Annotated in this window: 13 protein-coding genes, 1 tRNA gene and 2 pseudogenes; 8 read left to right on the top strand and 8 right to left on the bottom strand. The window is 47.7% G+C overall.

Annotation, left to right across the window (positions count from 1 at the left end; genetic code table 11):
* Positions 1-20 precede the first annotated feature (20 nt).
* On the bottom strand, positions 21-233 hold the full coding sequence (gene ybcJ / locus P9J57_RS15270; protein ID WP_013024949.1) for a ribosome-associated protein YbcJ: 213 nt from the start codon (positions 231-233) through the stop codon (positions 21-23).
* Entirely contained in the window at positions 233-1,099 is an 867-nt protein-coding gene (gene folD, locus P9J57_RS15265) for a bifunctional methylenetetrahydrofolate dehydrogenase/methenyltetrahydrofolate cyclohydrolase FolD (RefSeq protein WP_014593113.1), read from the bottom strand. Before folD ends, ybcJ begins: the two co-directional genes overlap by 1 nt.
* A 174-nt stretch (positions 1,100-1,273) precedes the next feature.
* Between folD and P9J57_RS15260 the strand changes: the two genes are divergently transcribed.
* The 3 genes and pseudogenes from P9J57_RS15260 to P9J57_RS15250 all read left to right on the top strand — a co-directional run.
* Positions 1,274-1,777 carry a DUF1198 family protein gene (locus P9J57_RS15260; RefSeq protein WP_014593114.1) on the top strand — a complete coding sequence of 168 codons (504 nt, stop codon included), beginning with the start codon at positions 1,274-1,276 and terminating at the stop codon, positions 1,775-1,777.
* Between the two features lie 94 nt (positions 1,778-1,871).
* Positions 1,872-1,948 (top strand) — tRNA-Arg (locus P9J57_RS15255).
* Positions 1,949-2,112: 164 nt separating this feature from the next.
* A pseudogene (locus P9J57_RS15250) lies at positions 2,113-2,232 on the top strand (Arm DNA-binding domain-containing protein); the annotation flags it as partial.
* Here P9J57_RS15250 and P9J57_RS15245 read toward each other — a convergent pair.
* Complete coding sequence (locus tag P9J57_RS15245; protein WP_024471185.1) at positions 2,231-2,668, bottom strand: hypothetical protein; 438 nt, start codon at positions 2,666-2,668, stop codon at positions 2,231-2,233. The pseudogene P9J57_RS15250 and the gene P9J57_RS15245 overlap by 2 nt on opposite strands.
* A gap of 20 nt (positions 2,669-2,688) precedes the next feature.
* Here P9J57_RS15245 and P9J57_RS15240 point away from each other — a divergent pair.
* Both P9J57_RS15240 and P9J57_RS15235 read left to right on the top strand, forming a co-directional pair.
* A pseudogene (locus P9J57_RS15240) lies at positions 2,689-2,901 on the top strand (terminase small subunit); the annotation flags it as partial.
* An 87-nt stretch (positions 2,902-2,988) separates the two neighbouring features.
* Positions 2,989-3,225, top strand: a complete 237-nt coding sequence (locus P9J57_RS15235) for a DUF4282 domain-containing protein (protein WP_024471184.1) — start codon at positions 2,989-2,991, stop codon at positions 3,223-3,225.
* Between the two features lie 132 nt (positions 3,226-3,357).
* Here the strand turns inward: P9J57_RS15235 and P9J57_RS15230 are convergent, their stop codons facing one another.
* A complete protein-coding gene (locus tag P9J57_RS15230) occupies positions 3,358-3,495 on the bottom strand; it encodes a hypothetical protein (protein WP_155250602.1) in 138 nt (45 codons plus the stop codon).
* Between the two features lie 182 nt (positions 3,496-3,677).
* Between P9J57_RS15230 and P9J57_RS15225 the strand changes: the two genes are divergently transcribed.
* Positions 3,678-4,124 carry a hypothetical protein gene (locus tag P9J57_RS15225; protein ID WP_013024955.1) on the top strand — a complete coding sequence of 149 codons (447 nt, stop codon included), beginning with the start codon at positions 3,678-3,680 and terminating at the stop codon, positions 4,122-4,124.
* A 796-nt stretch (positions 4,125-4,920) separates the two neighbouring features.
* On the opposite strand, the gene P9J57_RS15220 is transcribed toward P9J57_RS15225, so the two are convergent.
* The 3 genes from P9J57_RS15220 to P9J57_RS15210 are packed head-to-tail and all read right to left on the bottom strand — an operon-like array spanning position 4,921 to position 7,644.
* Positions 4,921-6,363, bottom strand: coding sequence for a glucosyltransferase domain-containing protein (locus tag P9J57_RS15220; RefSeq protein ID WP_022622580.1), 1,443 nt, complete (start codon positions 6,361-6,363; stop codon positions 4,921-4,923).
* Positions 6,364-6,376: 13 nt separating this feature from the next.
* Positions 6,377-7,288, bottom strand: coding sequence for a glycosyltransferase family 2 protein (locus P9J57_RS15215; RefSeq protein ID WP_013024957.1), 912 nt, complete (start codon positions 7,286-7,288; stop codon positions 6,377-6,379).
* The gene (locus tag P9J57_RS15210; RefSeq protein WP_022622579.1) at positions 7,285-7,644 is read right to left on the bottom strand and encodes a GtrA family protein; all 360 of its coding nucleotides are present in this window, start codon (positions 7,642-7,644) and stop codon (positions 7,285-7,287) included. Before P9J57_RS15210 ends, P9J57_RS15215 begins: the two co-directional genes overlap by 4 nt.
* Positions 7,645-8,391: 747 nt before the next feature.
* Between P9J57_RS15210 and P9J57_RS15205 the strand changes: the two genes are divergently transcribed.
* The gene (locus P9J57_RS15205) at positions 8,392-10,050 is read left to right on the top strand and encodes an ArnT family glycosyltransferase (protein ID WP_235193293.1); all 1,659 of its coding nucleotides are present in this window, start codon (positions 8,392-8,394) and stop codon (positions 10,048-10,050) included.
* 88 nt (positions 10,051-10,138) lie between these two features.
* Here the strand turns inward: P9J57_RS15205 and P9J57_RS15200 are convergent, their stop codons facing one another.
* A complete protein-coding gene (locus P9J57_RS15200) occupies positions 10,139-10,582 on the bottom strand; it encodes an ECs1072 family phage-associated protein (RefSeq protein ID WP_013024960.1) in 444 nt (147 codons plus the stop codon).
* A 1,496-nt stretch (positions 10,583-12,078) separates the two neighbouring features.
* Here P9J57_RS15200 and P9J57_RS15195 point away from each other — a divergent pair.
* The gene (locus P9J57_RS15195) at positions 12,079-13,770 is read left to right on the top strand and encodes a ShlB/FhaC/HecB family hemolysin secretion/activation protein (RefSeq protein WP_028714905.1); all 1,692 of its coding nucleotides are present in this window, start codon (positions 12,079-12,081) and stop codon (positions 13,768-13,770) included.
* Positions 13,771-13,784: the final 14 nt, after the last annotated feature.

Raw genomic sequence — 13,784 nt, 5'->3', positions numbered from 1 at the left:
GGGGACAGGGCACCTGACGATCAGGCAACGACAGTGATGCGCTGTCCGGCAAACTCCACCGTTTGCCCCTGAACGATTTTGCAGCGCTTACGGGTTTCAACTTCCCCATCCACCCGCACTTCACCTTCACTAATCACGACTTTGGCCTGCGCGCCGCTTTCCACCCAACCTTCCAGTTTCAGCAGATCGCAGAGATCAACGTGTGGGAATTTACCTAAAGAAAACGTCGCCATTATGCCTGCTCCCCATCGTGAAACTCTTCACATGCCTGTAAGGTATTTTCGATTAAGGTTGCGACCGTCATCGGCCCAACGCCGCCGGGAACGGGCGTGATATAAGCGGCACGCTCAGCGGCAGCATCAAAATCCACATCACCGACGACTTTGCCGCTTTCCAGACGGTTAATCCCGACGTCGATAACAATAGCGCCCGGCTTAATCCAGTCACCTGGAATAAAGTTGGGCTTGCCTACCGCGACGATCAGCAGATCGGCGTGCTCAACGTGATGGCGCAGATCGCGAGTAAAGCGGTGCGTTACGGTCGTGGTGCAGCCCGCTAACAGCAGCTCCATGCTCATTGGACGCCCCACAATGTTTGAGGCGCCCACCACGACGGCATTCAGGCCGTAGGCATCAATGTTGTAGCGCTCCAGCAGCGTGACGATGCCGCGTGGTGTACAAGGGCGCAGCTTTGGTGCGCGCTGGCACAGGCGACCGACATTATAGGGATGGAAGCCGTCTACGTCTTTATCGGGCGTAATGCGCTCCAGGATTTTGACGTTATCAATGCCTGCCGGGAGCGGCAGCTGCACCAGAATGCCGTCAATCTCGTTGTCGCTGTTAAGTTTATCGATCAGCTGCAGCAACTCGGCTTCGCTGGTGGTGGCGGGCAGATCGTAAGAGCGGGAGATAAAGCCCACTTCTTCACAGGCACGACGCTTACTGCCGACGTAGATCTGCGATGCAGGGTTTTCACCCACCAGAACGACTGCCAGACCCGGAGCACGTTTACCGGCTGCCAGACGTTGCTTCACTTTTTCTGCAACCTCAAGCCGTACCTGCTGCGCAATCGTTTTACCGTCAATAATTTTTGCTGCCATCAGAGCGTAAATCCACTGTGTTGAGTTTAAGTCGGGAATGGCGCCTATTTTGTCAGAAGCACGTCCGGCTGTCAGGTAGAGATTCTTGCAGCAGGTTGGTTTACGACATTTCGCCGTGACGAAAGTGTGGGTTAACGCTTATGATGCCAGACAGGGACCTTACTGGATGACGTGATGATTTGGTTAATGCTTGCCACTCTGGCTGTTGTATTTGTTGTAGGATTTCAGTTGCTGACCGCCGGTTCACGCCATGCCGCACAGGCACTCAGCAAGCGCCTGCAACTGCCGCCGGTTCATATTGAATCGATGTTGTCGCAGATGGGTAAAGAGGCGGCGAAAGAGTTTACTGATTACATCGCGGGTGATAACGAAGCGCACTTAAACAACGGCGCGGCAGTTTTGCTGATTTGGCAGGTGCTGATTGTGGATGGCAGCGATGAAAATACCTGGCGCTGGCACAGCGTGCTAACCCGGGCAGGTTTCTCTGCCACGCTTACCCGACAGCAACTGTTGCTGGCACTGGGCTTTTTGCGCCAGTTAGAGCCCGACAGCCAGGAGCTGAATGCGCTTCGCGAGCAATACAACGCGCGCGTCACGCAGCAGGGCGTTGAGCTGGAAGGGGAAACGACAGAAGCAAGCAATCTGGTCTCCCTCAGCGCCTGGCGCGACCGTCATTAGCGCAAATTGGTTATTACCTGGGCACTCGCCGCCCCTCAGCGGCAAAAACGTTGACGTAACAGCGTTCAACCGTATAATTCGACCCAACCTCTCCGCGCCCTTAGCTCAGCTGGATAGAGCACCGGCCTTCTAAGCCGTAGGTCACAGGTTCGAATCCTGTAGGGCGCGCCACCTTCTCTTCTATTTGCATTCCTTAAAGTCTACTTTTTCCTTAAAAATCAGAATATAAATCTTTTAGCTGGTCCATTTCGGGCCAAGGTCACCTATTGCGTTCTTATCCAATATGGGGGCACGACAGGGGGCATCGACAGGTTCAATGGAAATGATGCCCCCAAATGAAGCTAACAGCCCGCCAAATCGACTCTGCGAAGCCAAAAGAAAAGTCATACAAACTTTCGGATGGTGGTGGTATGTATATTGAAATATTTCCAAACGGAGCCGAAAGCTGGCGACTCATGCCTCAAGAGCATTCAAGATAAAATCCCATCTGTCCTTAAACCTTTCGTCCTCGCCTTTAGCTATTTTGAATAAAGGAACTTTGTGGTGCCAGGTCGAAGTATCGTTTATGGATGCGCTCGGGACGACAAATATCTCTGGAGCGGCATTGTTTCCGATATCTTCAGACATATTGCATAAAACGTAAAAAAAATCCGGCGATACGATTGGCCTATGATTTCCGACTGTCCATTGACGTGGAGCGCTTCTGGCCCATGAGCCTTTAACCTGAATGCTGATGCTTTTAGAGCCATCAATAGTGGCAATAATATCAACTGCACTTGATCCACTGGTAGTTAGTGCCGCACTAATGCCCAGTCTTGATAGCATATAAGCAACATAGTACTCACCCGCATCACCGGCGTTTTTAGACGTGCGCTTAATTACATCAGACATATTCAATCCTTGGAATTAAAGTGGCACTCACCGATAAACAAGAAACGTTCTGTCGCGAGTACCTCATCGATTTGAACGCTACGCAAGCTGCTATTTGGGCTGGGTATAGCGATAACACCGCCCGTAAGATTGGCAGTGAAAACCTCACAAAACCAGACATTGCGGAAGTTATCATCGACATTAGACCAGAGCGCAACGAAAGGGTAGAGGTAAATGCAGACTATACAAGGCGCATTTACGACTGCGCCAGATGATGATAGGTTGAAATATAATGCCACACACATTAGGATTATTCCTCTTTTAATCAGGAAGATTATTTAATGTTTGGATTCGATAAGTTAATTACGCCAAAAATTATCACTGCTCTTTACCTTGTTACAGTTGCGTTACTCTCGATTGCTGCTGTGATTACTTTCTTCACAAGAGGCGTCAATGGAGCGGGATTAATACTTCTATTGATGGCTGTATTTGCGAGGGTTTTCTTCGAGAGCATCATGGTATCGTTCAAAAACAACGAATATCTGCGTCGAATAGCGGAATCGCTTGAAAAAAAATGACAGCAGTCAAGCCGCCTCCGGGCGGTTTTTTATTGTCGTAATTCTACTTAAGTAACATTTGCCAGAGATTGCAGTGAATGGCCGACCAATGCCACCCATTGAGCTAATGGAGGAATTCAAGCCATATATCTCTCACTCCGGCAAATGAAAACAGACAATTGAGTTCAGGATCAGATAGTTAGCCCAGAAGGGCGGCTGCACAATCCAGACCATGCGCACCTTGCCGAAGCTGACGTTGGCTTTTTTTTGGGCGGCATCAGCTTTCGCCAAAAAAGGCGCACGGTTTTAGGGCAGAGCAAAGAAGTGATGATACGTACATGCCACTTTTAGGATTTCCGAGTCCAAAATGGTGTTTTGTTGTGTAGTTGACCAGTAAAATTTGTCAGCTTAACAACTGAGTTTAATGTCGATATATATAAGAGGCTAGTTAACTCACCAAAGGAAATTAAATCATGTTTAAATTAGTAAAAGCCTCTATCGTAGCAGTTTCTGTGATCGCATCTTTTTCAGCTATGGCTGACTGGCAGCCTTATAAAACTGTTTCATTGGATGGGTTTAATAATACAATCCCCGGTGGTAGTGTTTACAATGAAACTAATGTGGCTTCAGGTGTTTATCGCTTCCGTATTGACCCGAATTCAGCTGGGGTAGATTATGCTACTGGCCAGTCAGGAAATACGAATTCTAAATCCGCTGCATTAATGACCTATGATCGTACGACAACTACAGATAAAACCGCTGCTGTAAGTTTTTATGGTTTGAATAATGACGGGCTTCAGGCTTCATCGCTCATCCATGCATTTCCACAAGGTGGTGGTTTTGATTTGTATCTTCAAGATTGGCAGCGAGCAGATAACTCAGGCACAGTTAATGTAATAATTGAAAAGTGGCAGAATTAATTTGTCATTAGGATTTTATTAGAACTAAGCGTCCTATATTTTCTGACAGCTTATATAGGACGCTAATCTTCTACATTTTTTCGTGCTTAAAATCAACCTCATCAACGCCATGAATAATGGTGTCACACAGATGAATCGTGGAAATGAACTCATTCAGACAGCCTAAATAGCTTTTTTGTGGATTGTCAAAGCAGTAAAACTGAGGGTTTATGGCCGCTTTAAAAGACCTTAAATCTCAGCTTAGGTCACTGAGCAAACAGATGCCTTTCGCGTTATCACAGGCATTGACAAGTGTTGCCCGAGAGAATGCTGCCGCAGAAAAAAAAGCACTGACTTGCCGTCTGGAGTCAACCACACCTTTTACTGTAAATGCCGTGGGGTCAACAGGTGCACGCAAAAACAATCTTAAGGCAAAAATTTTCGTCAGAGACATTGCTGCCAGTTTGACCTGCTCCCTTCTGACTCATACACCCCGATATTAGCCATATCTTATCAACAACCTGAGCGCGTCCTGATGAACAGGTGTCTTTCCGGCGAATCGTTCATCAATACGCGTCGTGAGGCCTGAGCTGAGGGCTTTGGCCGGTAACGTTGCCGCAGGTACGCGATCTCAAATGCTGCCTTCCAGAAAGGTAGTGGCATGAATTGACCATCGGATTAATTGTCTGACCTGTGAAGATAAATTCACGAAGGCGAATATGACGATCGGCGCCGCCTGCAGGATATCAGATACAGCATCGCTCGGTTCTTCCCCACAGCCCTAATCGGCTATGGGGAAGGGATTAACCATCCAACATTACTGAGCACCGCCCCCCAGCTTCACAATGGCAGTTCCGTCCTCAACGTAGAGAGAGTACGCCGAATTGGCAATGACAGGGTTTATGCCCTTTTGCAGCATTTTTTGCAGCAGTTGATGATTGTCGTCTTCATTGCCGTAACCGTGCGTGGTTTGGGTAAACCCTTTATTGATTAGCTGGAAAGAGGCCAAAAACTGAGAGGCAGGGCTAAGAAAATGTCCTATCAGCGGTTTATTTTCCATTAAAAGCTTTGCTCGTTCATCAATGTTGATTTGACCCACAGTACCTATTGAGTGGATGTTCTTTATATTGATAAGATCCCGAGTAACCATGTTGAAGATAAGGTCTTCATATTCCCGCTGTGACTTAAGCGCGCTGCTCAATTGAGCGCTAAATGCGATGGCGGTAATGACAGGGATGAGCGATATATATCTGAGACGCGGCGAAAAAAAGACAACAGGAACCGCAATCATGACCAACAAAGTAGAAAAAGAAACAATGGCGCGGGGGGCAACAGGCGCATCCACAAGTAAAATGGTGGGCCCCATAAGCGACACAAGGAAGATGAAAAATGCGACTGTACAGTAAAGTATTACAGCAAGGCTTTTGCTCTTTTGCTGCCGAAATTTATATAACATCAGCAAAAATGCGATTACGACAGGAATAAGAAAGTAAATATAAACCGGACCGTAAAAGTAGGAGAGGATTAATTCTTTTAGCGCAACGACTGTGTTCAAAAGATGCGCGAATCCCTCTTGGTTTGGGTGAATAAGCTCTGCGCGGGAGTTCTTTTTAGATGCAAAAAAAAGCATGTAAACTAGAAAAAAACCAATAAATAATGATGCTTTATTGACTATGGTTTTAAACATCCCAGCCACAGTTAATTCGCTTTTGACAGCCAGAATGACAATGTCAATGGCAAGTAAGGCGATGAAAATATTGGCACAAGGCTGATACAGCGTAAGTGATAATACGCCTGCAATCACTTTAACTGAATATTCTCGTATCTGACTGCTGCTGCTGTAGGTATAAGCGGCCACAGCAAGAAAAAAAGCGATGGACATGCCCAGGGAATCGTATCGATAAGCTATGTTCTGCAAAAAAAAGGGGTTGAAGATCAGAAGGGCTGCGACCAGCTTTTCATTGGGGACATCCATTTTGACAAGGTGCTTACTCAACATCAGTGATGCGGCACCGATGAAGAGACATGATGCGATCATGGTGTAAGGGAACAGATCAAGATTATAGTGGCCGCTCGCGGATAATATTTTCATTAGGATATCGGCCATCGGCCGACCTAGTCCACGCCAGCCATATTGGCCTGTAATCGCTCTGTCTAAATCGTCCCGATAAAATACGCCCGCCTGAATCAAAGGATAGATGAATAGCAACGCCAAACCTGCATACAGGGCGAGCATTTTTTTATCATTTTTACAAATCATTCGAAATTCCATCTCACTTTTTAATGATGTAACGTGGTCGGTTCTTACTCTCTATGTATATTCTTCCGATATACTCGCCCAATACACCGATACCAATGAGCTGAACGCCACCAAGAAAGAGTATTGATACTAAAAGCGAAGGGTAACCGGGAACACTGTTGCCAAACCAGATTTTATCCACGATCATCCATGCGCCATACAAAAACGCGAAGCTCGCCACGAGCAGGCCAATATACGTCCACATACGTAGCGGAAAGGTTGAGAAACTGGTTATGCCTTCAAGAGCCAGGTTCCACAGCTTCCAGCTATTAAACTTTGAATCGCCAGCGATACGCTCGGCTCTGGCATACTCAATTACCTCCGTCTTGCCGCCAACCCATGAAAGAATCCCTTTCATGAAGAGGTTCCGCTCTGGCATCTTCTTAATATTCTCAACCACGTCCCGTGACATCAGGCGAAAGTCACCTACATTTTCTTCAATTTTCGGGTTACTGATTTTATTATGTAAGGTGTAAAACCATTCCGCCGTCTTCCTTTTCAGGTGCCCATCAGTAGACCTGTCGATGCGCTTAGCCAGAACAATATCCGCACCTGCCTGCCATTTTTCAATCAATAAAGGAATGACGTTAATGGGATCTTGTAAATCAACATCAATAGGGATAACAGCATCACCCGTAGCATGCTCTAATCCCGCGAAAAGAGCAGGTTCTTTACCAAAGTTGCGGGTAAGGGACAGCGGCACGACCAGAGGATCTGAAACCGAAAGCGCATTGATAATAGATTCTGTTGCATCTTTACTGCCGTCATTTATAAAAACGATTTCAATGGTGTGCTGTTTCAACGCCTCAAATTCACGCACCGTTTTATAAAACACGGGAATAGCGTCTTCTTCATTAAGAACAGGAACAATCAGCGATATTTTCATCTGGCATCTCTGAAAACGATGTACTTTGAATATAAAAAGCCACAAATGAGGCTGATGAAAGAGAAGATGATCAGCGTGTAAAGCGGCTGAAGCATGCTTTTATCCGAAATCCACCCCACCAGTGAGGCGACGGATCCCATAAACAGGACATATATCATGTAACGAATCGTTGATGCTTCTGCATTAAATGTCCACTTTGCATTTACAAAGAATGAAAACGTTACAGCAACACAAAAAGCCCCAAAATTCGCGAGGGTTTGTGAGGAGCCTGTTGCATAAAGGATCGAGAATATGCCCCAGTGAATCAATGTGTTGAGGATCCCAACCGAGAAGTATTTTGAGAAGAGCTTTATCATTATCACCACCGTTTTAAGTCAGCCGATCTTATCCATCCTGAGCCACAAGGCAACAAATCTCTGAGGAAAAAAACAATCAGTCAGGTCCATTAAGCGGTAGAGATGGCATGAGCACAGGAACCTGAAGGGGAGAGACTCTGGCCGGTTCAAGGCCGGATGTGGCGACAAACGGAGATACTGTGCTGAACCCTGACAGGTTTTTTTAAGTCGTTTCGGACATAAATGCCTGTCAGCGCGAAATTGAAGGCTTAACCTGGTCATTTTATCTCTCAAATGCCTGTGCGTGTTGCGTATGCAACCAGATTGGTCCGTTGTGTTTGGCCCCCTGCGCATTAACGTCAGCCTGACCCTAAATTCATTTCTACTCTCTACAAATGAGACGTTATCGCTATACAGAATACGTTGATGCGCTGTTTATTCCCCATTCCTTATCTTATTTGCTGTCAGATGTTTAAAGGCACACCTTCTGAACTCTCATGTCTAACCTATCTGTCACATCTTAAAACGCATAGGAAGTGATGCGGCATTCAGGGTAGGGAAAGTCAATGAAGGAATAACGGTGAGAGCAAGCTGAAACGGCATAATGCTATGAAAAACCGTGCCTTAAAAACCGCAACAGACATAGCCGAATTCAGAGTTTAAAAAGCAGGCAAGGCAGGCGCGTTAATCGTGAATACCCGTAACTTCCAGAGAGTCTTTCCTGTTCCGCGGGCGGCAGGTCCGGAGTCATATTTACCGCGAACTTCAATGCACATAAGTGACACGTACGCTTACCGTCATCGACTTTTTTTACCCGCGTCACAGCAAATCCCACTCTTACTATGCCTGGTTATTTTCGCCTGCTGGCTGCTGCCGGGGCTGGTGGGCCATGAACCGTGGAAGCCTGACGAAGCCTATACCTTTGGGTTGATTCGCCACATTGCCCAGAGTGGGGACTGGGTTGTGCCAACCCTGGCCGGCGAACCTTTTATGGAAAAGCCGCCGCTCTACTTTGTTGTGGCCTCTTTCTTCCTCAGGCTGTTCAGCCCGGTCCTGGGTGAGCCCGATGCGGCACGTCTGACAACGGGCCTGTTTATTAGTCTTGCCTGTTACGCTATCGCAATGACTTCCCGTGAGCTCTATGGCAAAGGGGCTGGCCGTTGGGCGGTGCTTATCCTGTTTGCCTGTTTGGGCTTTCCTGTCCGGGCACACCAAATGATTACCGATACCGCGTTGCTGGCAGGCGGCGCTATTGGCATTTATGGTTTCATTTTGGGGATTCGCCGCCATGTGCTGGGTGGCGCGATACTGGGCATTGGCGCAGCGGTGATGTTTCTCTCTAAAGGGCTTCTCGGCCCGGGCATATTGGGACTGACAGCGCTGACGTTACCTTTGATGAATACAGCGTTTCGTAGCAGACGCTATATCGTTTTTTGTGCTATCGCGTTTCTGGTCTTTTGCCCGCTGGTAGTGCCGTGGCTGTATGCGCTCTGGATGCGTTCTGAAAAGCTGTTTTCAACCTGGCTACTGGTCAATAATTTTGGCCGTTTTGACGGTACCGCTAAGCTCGGGCCTAAAGCGAAACACTTCTTTTACTTTAAACTGCTTCCCTGGTATGCCTTTCCTGCATTGCCGATGGCTGCGTGGTGGCTCTGGCGCAGTTGGAAAACTGGCATCAGCGCATCCGCAATGGTGCTGGTAACGTTTTTTTTAGCCGGTTTTGTCACTCTGTCGAGTGCATCTGACGCGCGGGAGCTTTACGCCATGCCGCTGCTTCTGCCGTTGGCCATACTGGCAGCAGGTACCTGTCAGCAGAAAACCCTCTGGACGATAAAGTTGCGGCCATGCGCACTCGGCTTATTCTGCCTGCTTCCAACGGTGATGTGGGGAGCGGGTATCATCCTGATGACCGGCTGGCCTGCGCCACTGTGGAATAAATGGGTGGCACAGGGTGCGCCCGGATTTACGCCTCAGATTTCATCAGTGATGTTTGCAGCAGCATTACTGGCTACTTTATTGCTGAGCGGGCTGGTGTTTTTGAATCGCACCTGCCGGGAAAGTCCCTTATCAATTTTTACCAGTTGCATCACGCTGTGCTGGGTGTTGGCCATGACGCTGGGCATGCCGTATCTGGATTACACCAAGCGTTATTCTGATGTTTTTCTCCCGCTGCGGGCATGGTTGCCAAGGGATGAATGTGTCGCGAGCCGGCATCTTGGCGAACCACAACGGGCTTTACTGGAATATTACGATGGGCTGGTAACGCTGCGAGAAGGGAAGCACAGAGGCGCCTACCGCTGTAACTGGCTACTCCTGCAACATGATAAAAGACATCCTGAGGAGTTTGTCGACGGGACGTTGGTCTGGCAAGGGGAGCGGCCTGCGGATAACGAAGAGAATTACCAACTTTATCGACTGAACAGATAAGCCAGTATTTTTCATGCTTAACTCGCCTGAGGTCATTTTGCAGGCGAGTGACGATTCGTTACATCGGCTATTTCAGTAAAATCTGCACTCAGGGAAGCGACAGATGAACTTCATTTTCTTTTGGTGCCCAGTCTCTGTCAGAGAACTCATCTACAGAATAGGAGACATTGCGCAGCCCCTGGGTGCCTAGAAAGTTTTTTACGCCTTCCTGAAGATTACCGTCACGAAACAGCTCAGCAATAACAAACAGGGCATCGGAAAGCGAAAGCGTTCTGATTTGCGCGGGTAACCAGTTTGTACGCGTGAAGATCAGATGATAAAGCGCTTCATCTCCCGACAAGGGAAAATAGCGCGTACCAAATTGTTTGCGATGCTTGTCCAGAATGATTTCAAGAATGAAAATCTGTGCTGTCCGTTGCCTGATTTGATTCACAAAAACATTTTCGGAATTGCCCATATCCAGCGTCGTGGCATCATTATTCTGCTTAACGCGCGTCTCGATAGCATTCCAGAGGTTGTCATACTGATTCATAGCTTGCCTTGTCTGAAATTGTCATTTTCATAACAACGTTAGCAGAAGGAACACGCGCGGCAAAGGCCACAAGCATAATCAGCCGCATTTGACCCTAAAAAAAGACAGCATTTAATTTTGTCTCCAACATGCTGTCGCTAAGTGTCCTGCAAAGGGGCGTTTTATTATGACAATTTTAGCAAGCGAAGAAGGCAAGGTGATGGCGTTAACGTTAAACATTTAAAAAATAAAATGGCCACAAGGGCCATGTCGGGGGGATTCAGGTACGATTTCAGGTACGATTAATGCAACACACCGGCAGTGGTTAAGCAAAGTGTGCAAAAAGCAACGCTGAATGCAGAGAAACCAACCAAACCAAGAACGACGAAACCGAAATTTCTCATATCGACCTCCACCGTGTCCAGGTGACACAGCCAAATCATAGGGCTGGTGGATAAATAAGTACATACTGTTAATAAAGCCATGGAAAATATTGCTATGCCATTCCTGAAATGGCTGTCACATTCTGAATGTAGAAGAAGGCGTAAAAATGATGTCTGCCTTTTTCACCCTGTGTTCCTCGCATTCGCGCAGTAGCTGTATCAGGAAACAGGTACAGTGAAATCGCGTGCCCGGAAGGGCTCTCCATGTCCGCACTAACATTGGTCTCATCACGTGGTTGCCCTTTTAAACGGTCACGTGAATGTGCTTATTGCACGGAGGCAAGGCTGGGTAAATAAGTTTTAGGGGGCAGGAAATATTTTAGTGCGACTTGGGTGAGTTATCACGGCGAAAGTTATAAATTATCCGCAGGTGATGATTAAGGGACAATCGTCATGTTGATTTGCTTCTCGCTAATTACCCTTATTTATTAACAAAGTGAAAATTAAAAAAACGCCTCGTGTTATCCTGTATTGTCAGTTAAATACAGTCTCTTTTAAACGGTGCCAGGCTAAAGCTAAACAGAGCAATCTGTTTTTCCGATAAACTTTTTATACAGCAGAACGATCACCTGAGGCGAACAGATTTATTTTGCCATGCAGGGTAAAAAGAATATTTCCTATCAAATCTTTGCGTAATGGGCGACTCGGTTATTACGGCTAGGATCTGAACAGATCGCTGGCATTTTTAATCTTCGTTAAAACAGAGTTAAGGCAGGATTTACGTCTGTTTTACATTAGAAAAAAATAAGGCACGCGTCTGAATCGGTAAGCTACCTCATACATGAACTCAATTTTCTGGATCTTTTGTGGACTGGAAATTATGTGAAAAATCAAGATAACTCAATGTAAATAAAAGATAATTTAATTTTTTGATGTAGGCAATGGATCACTCTGAATGTTCCTGCAGATCGCCCTGAAAACCCAGTCTGGCGGGATTCACTCATCAATAACTCTTAACTCATGGCTTGTTTTTTAATTTTACGGCATGAATAATGCGTGCCTTTGTTACATATCATTACGATTTACAGAATGAAAGTTAACGTTAAAAGGACTTTTCTCATTGCCTGTGGTTTTATGGGCGGTGTGCCCGCGCTGTTGTTTTTGACAGGAGCACTCTTACCTTTGCCTGTTTCAGCGGCAGATGGCGAAGTCTTAAATACGGCTACGGGTATCGACGCAAATGAGCAACAGCGCCAGCTGGAACGTGCGCGTATTCTGCGTGAGCAAAATGCGCCGCGTGCGGATATTCGTCTTGAGCGTCCTGACGCTGCCCTGCCGGATTACCCCTCTGATGAAAACCCCTGCTTTGTCATTAGCACTATTGCGCTACAGGGGGATGCATCACAACAATTTCAATGGGCCTTGAATGCCGTAGCTGACGCCAGAGGGCGCTGCCTGGGCGGGCAGGGCATTATGCTGGTAATCAAAAAAGTCCAAAATGCGATCCTGGCTAAAGGCTATGTCACCACGCGCGTCATGGCTCAGGAGCAGGATCTGACCAAAGGCACACTGACGCTCACGATCCAGCCGGGCAGAGTGGCAAACGTTCGCTTCAACAAGGACGTATCATGGCGCGGTCGGTTATGGAATGCCGTGCCCGCTTCTCGCGGTGACATCCTCAATCTGCGTGATGTCGAGCAGGGACTCGAGAATTTCAAGCGTGTTCCCAGTGCGGCAGCGGATATCAAAATTGTCCCCGGCGAACAGGAATCCACCAGTGATCTCGTGGTGAACTGGCAGGAATCGCGTCCCGTCCGGCTGAACATCGGGCTTGATGACAGCGGTTCTGAAAGCACCGGCCGCTATTTGGGAACGGCTACCCTGGCCGTCGATTCCCCTCTGGCCCAGAACGATCTGTTTTATGCCAGCTTCGGAAAAAATATGTTCGAGCAGGGACCCTTTGGTAACCATTCCCAGGCGGTGAATTACTTTTTCCCCGTTGGCTACTGGGCGTTCTCGGCAAACTATAACGATTACACCTATCACCAGAATATCCCTAACGCGAACGAAATCCTGAGCTATGACGGTAAAAGTGAAAGCGTCGTATTGACGATATCAAGACTGCTGTACCGCGACCAGTCCAATAAAACCACGCTCAATGTACGCACTTATCGCCGTCGTTCCTCAAACGCCGTTAATGATATTGATATTGATCAACAGCGGCGGCGAACAGCCGGTTGGGAGCTGGGATTAAGCCAGCGCACTTATCTGGGCAGTGCCACGCTGGATGGCAGTATCAACTGGCGGCACGGCACCGGTGCCTGGGGGGCAACACCGGCACCAGAAGAGGCGACTCAAAGCGGTAGCGCACGTGCGGGCATGTTATTTGGGGACATTGGCCTTAACCAACCCTTCTCGCTGCTAAATCAGCCGTTACGCTATTACACCACGCTGCGTGGGCAGTGGAGTAGTAGTGCGCTCACGCCTCAGGAAAGGCTGGCAATTGCCGGGCGTTATTCGGTTCGCGGTTTTGACGGCGAGCAGATGCTGTCTGGGGAAAAAGGCCTTATCTGGCGAAATGAGTTGGGTTGGAACGTTTTTACCAGTGGCCATGAATTTTATCTTGCAGCGGATTACGGTCGCGTTGATGGGCCAGGCACGCGTTATTTGGTTGGACATCAACTGGTGGGCGCCGCAGCGGGCATCAGAGGCACACTGATAAGGCGCGTAAGTTACGACCTGTTTGCTGGCATTCCGCTGATGAAACCCGACAGTTTTCATACCTCAGGTGCGACAGCAGGATTCAGCATTAACGTCGAACTATGATGCCTTGCCCCATT

The sequence above is a fragment of the Pantoea sp. nfd-35 genome, assembly GCF_056892255.1.
This window is presented reverse-complemented; position numbering and strand designations above follow the sequence as displayed.

What these genes read in the sequence shown, in the direction of transcription:
- ybcJ (WP_013024949.1), bottom strand. Translation starts at nt 233, where the DNA reads ATGGCGACGTTTTCTTTAGGTAAATTCCCACACGTTGATCTCTGCGAT.
- folD (WP_014593113.1), bottom strand. Translation starts at nt 1,099, where the DNA reads ATGGCAGCAAAAATTATTGACGGTAAAACGATTGCGCAGCAGGTACGG.
- P9J57_RS15260 (WP_014593114.1), top strand. Translation starts at nt 1,274, where the DNA reads ATGATTTGGTTAATGCTTGCCACTCTGGCTGTTGTATTTGTTGTAGGA.
- P9J57_RS15245 (WP_024471185.1), bottom strand. Translation starts at nt 2,668, where the DNA reads ATGTCTGATGTAATTAAGCGCACGTCTAAAAACGCCGGTGATGCGGGT.
- P9J57_RS15235 (WP_024471184.1), top strand. Translation starts at nt 2,989, where the DNA reads ATGTTTGGATTCGATAAGTTAATTACGCCAAAAATTATCACTGCTCTT.
- P9J57_RS15225 (WP_013024955.1), top strand. Translation starts at nt 3,678, where the DNA reads ATGTTTAAATTAGTAAAAGCCTCTATCGTAGCAGTTTCTGTGATCGCA.
- P9J57_RS15220 (WP_022622580.1), bottom strand. Translation starts at nt 6,363, where the DNA reads ATGATTTGTAAAAATGATAAAAAAATGCTCGCCCTGTATGCAGGTTTG.
- P9J57_RS15215 (WP_013024957.1), bottom strand. Translation starts at nt 7,288, where the DNA reads ATGAAAATATCGCTGATTGTTCCTGTTCTTAATGAAGAAGACGCTATT.
- P9J57_RS15210 (WP_022622579.1), bottom strand. Translation starts at nt 7,644, where the DNA reads ATGATAAAGCTCTTCTCAAAATACTTCTCGGTTGGGATCCTCAACACA.
- P9J57_RS15205 (WP_235193293.1), top strand. Translation starts at nt 8,392, where the DNA reads ATGCACATAAGTGACACGTACGCTTACCGTCATCGACTTTTTTTACCC.
- P9J57_RS15200 (WP_013024960.1), bottom strand. Translation starts at nt 10,582, where the DNA reads ATGAATCAGTATGACAACCTCTGGAATGCTATCGAGACGCGCGTTAAG.
- P9J57_RS15195 (WP_028714905.1), top strand. Translation starts at nt 12,079, where the DNA reads ATGGGCGGTGTGCCCGCGCTGTTGTTTTTGACAGGAGCACTCTTACCT.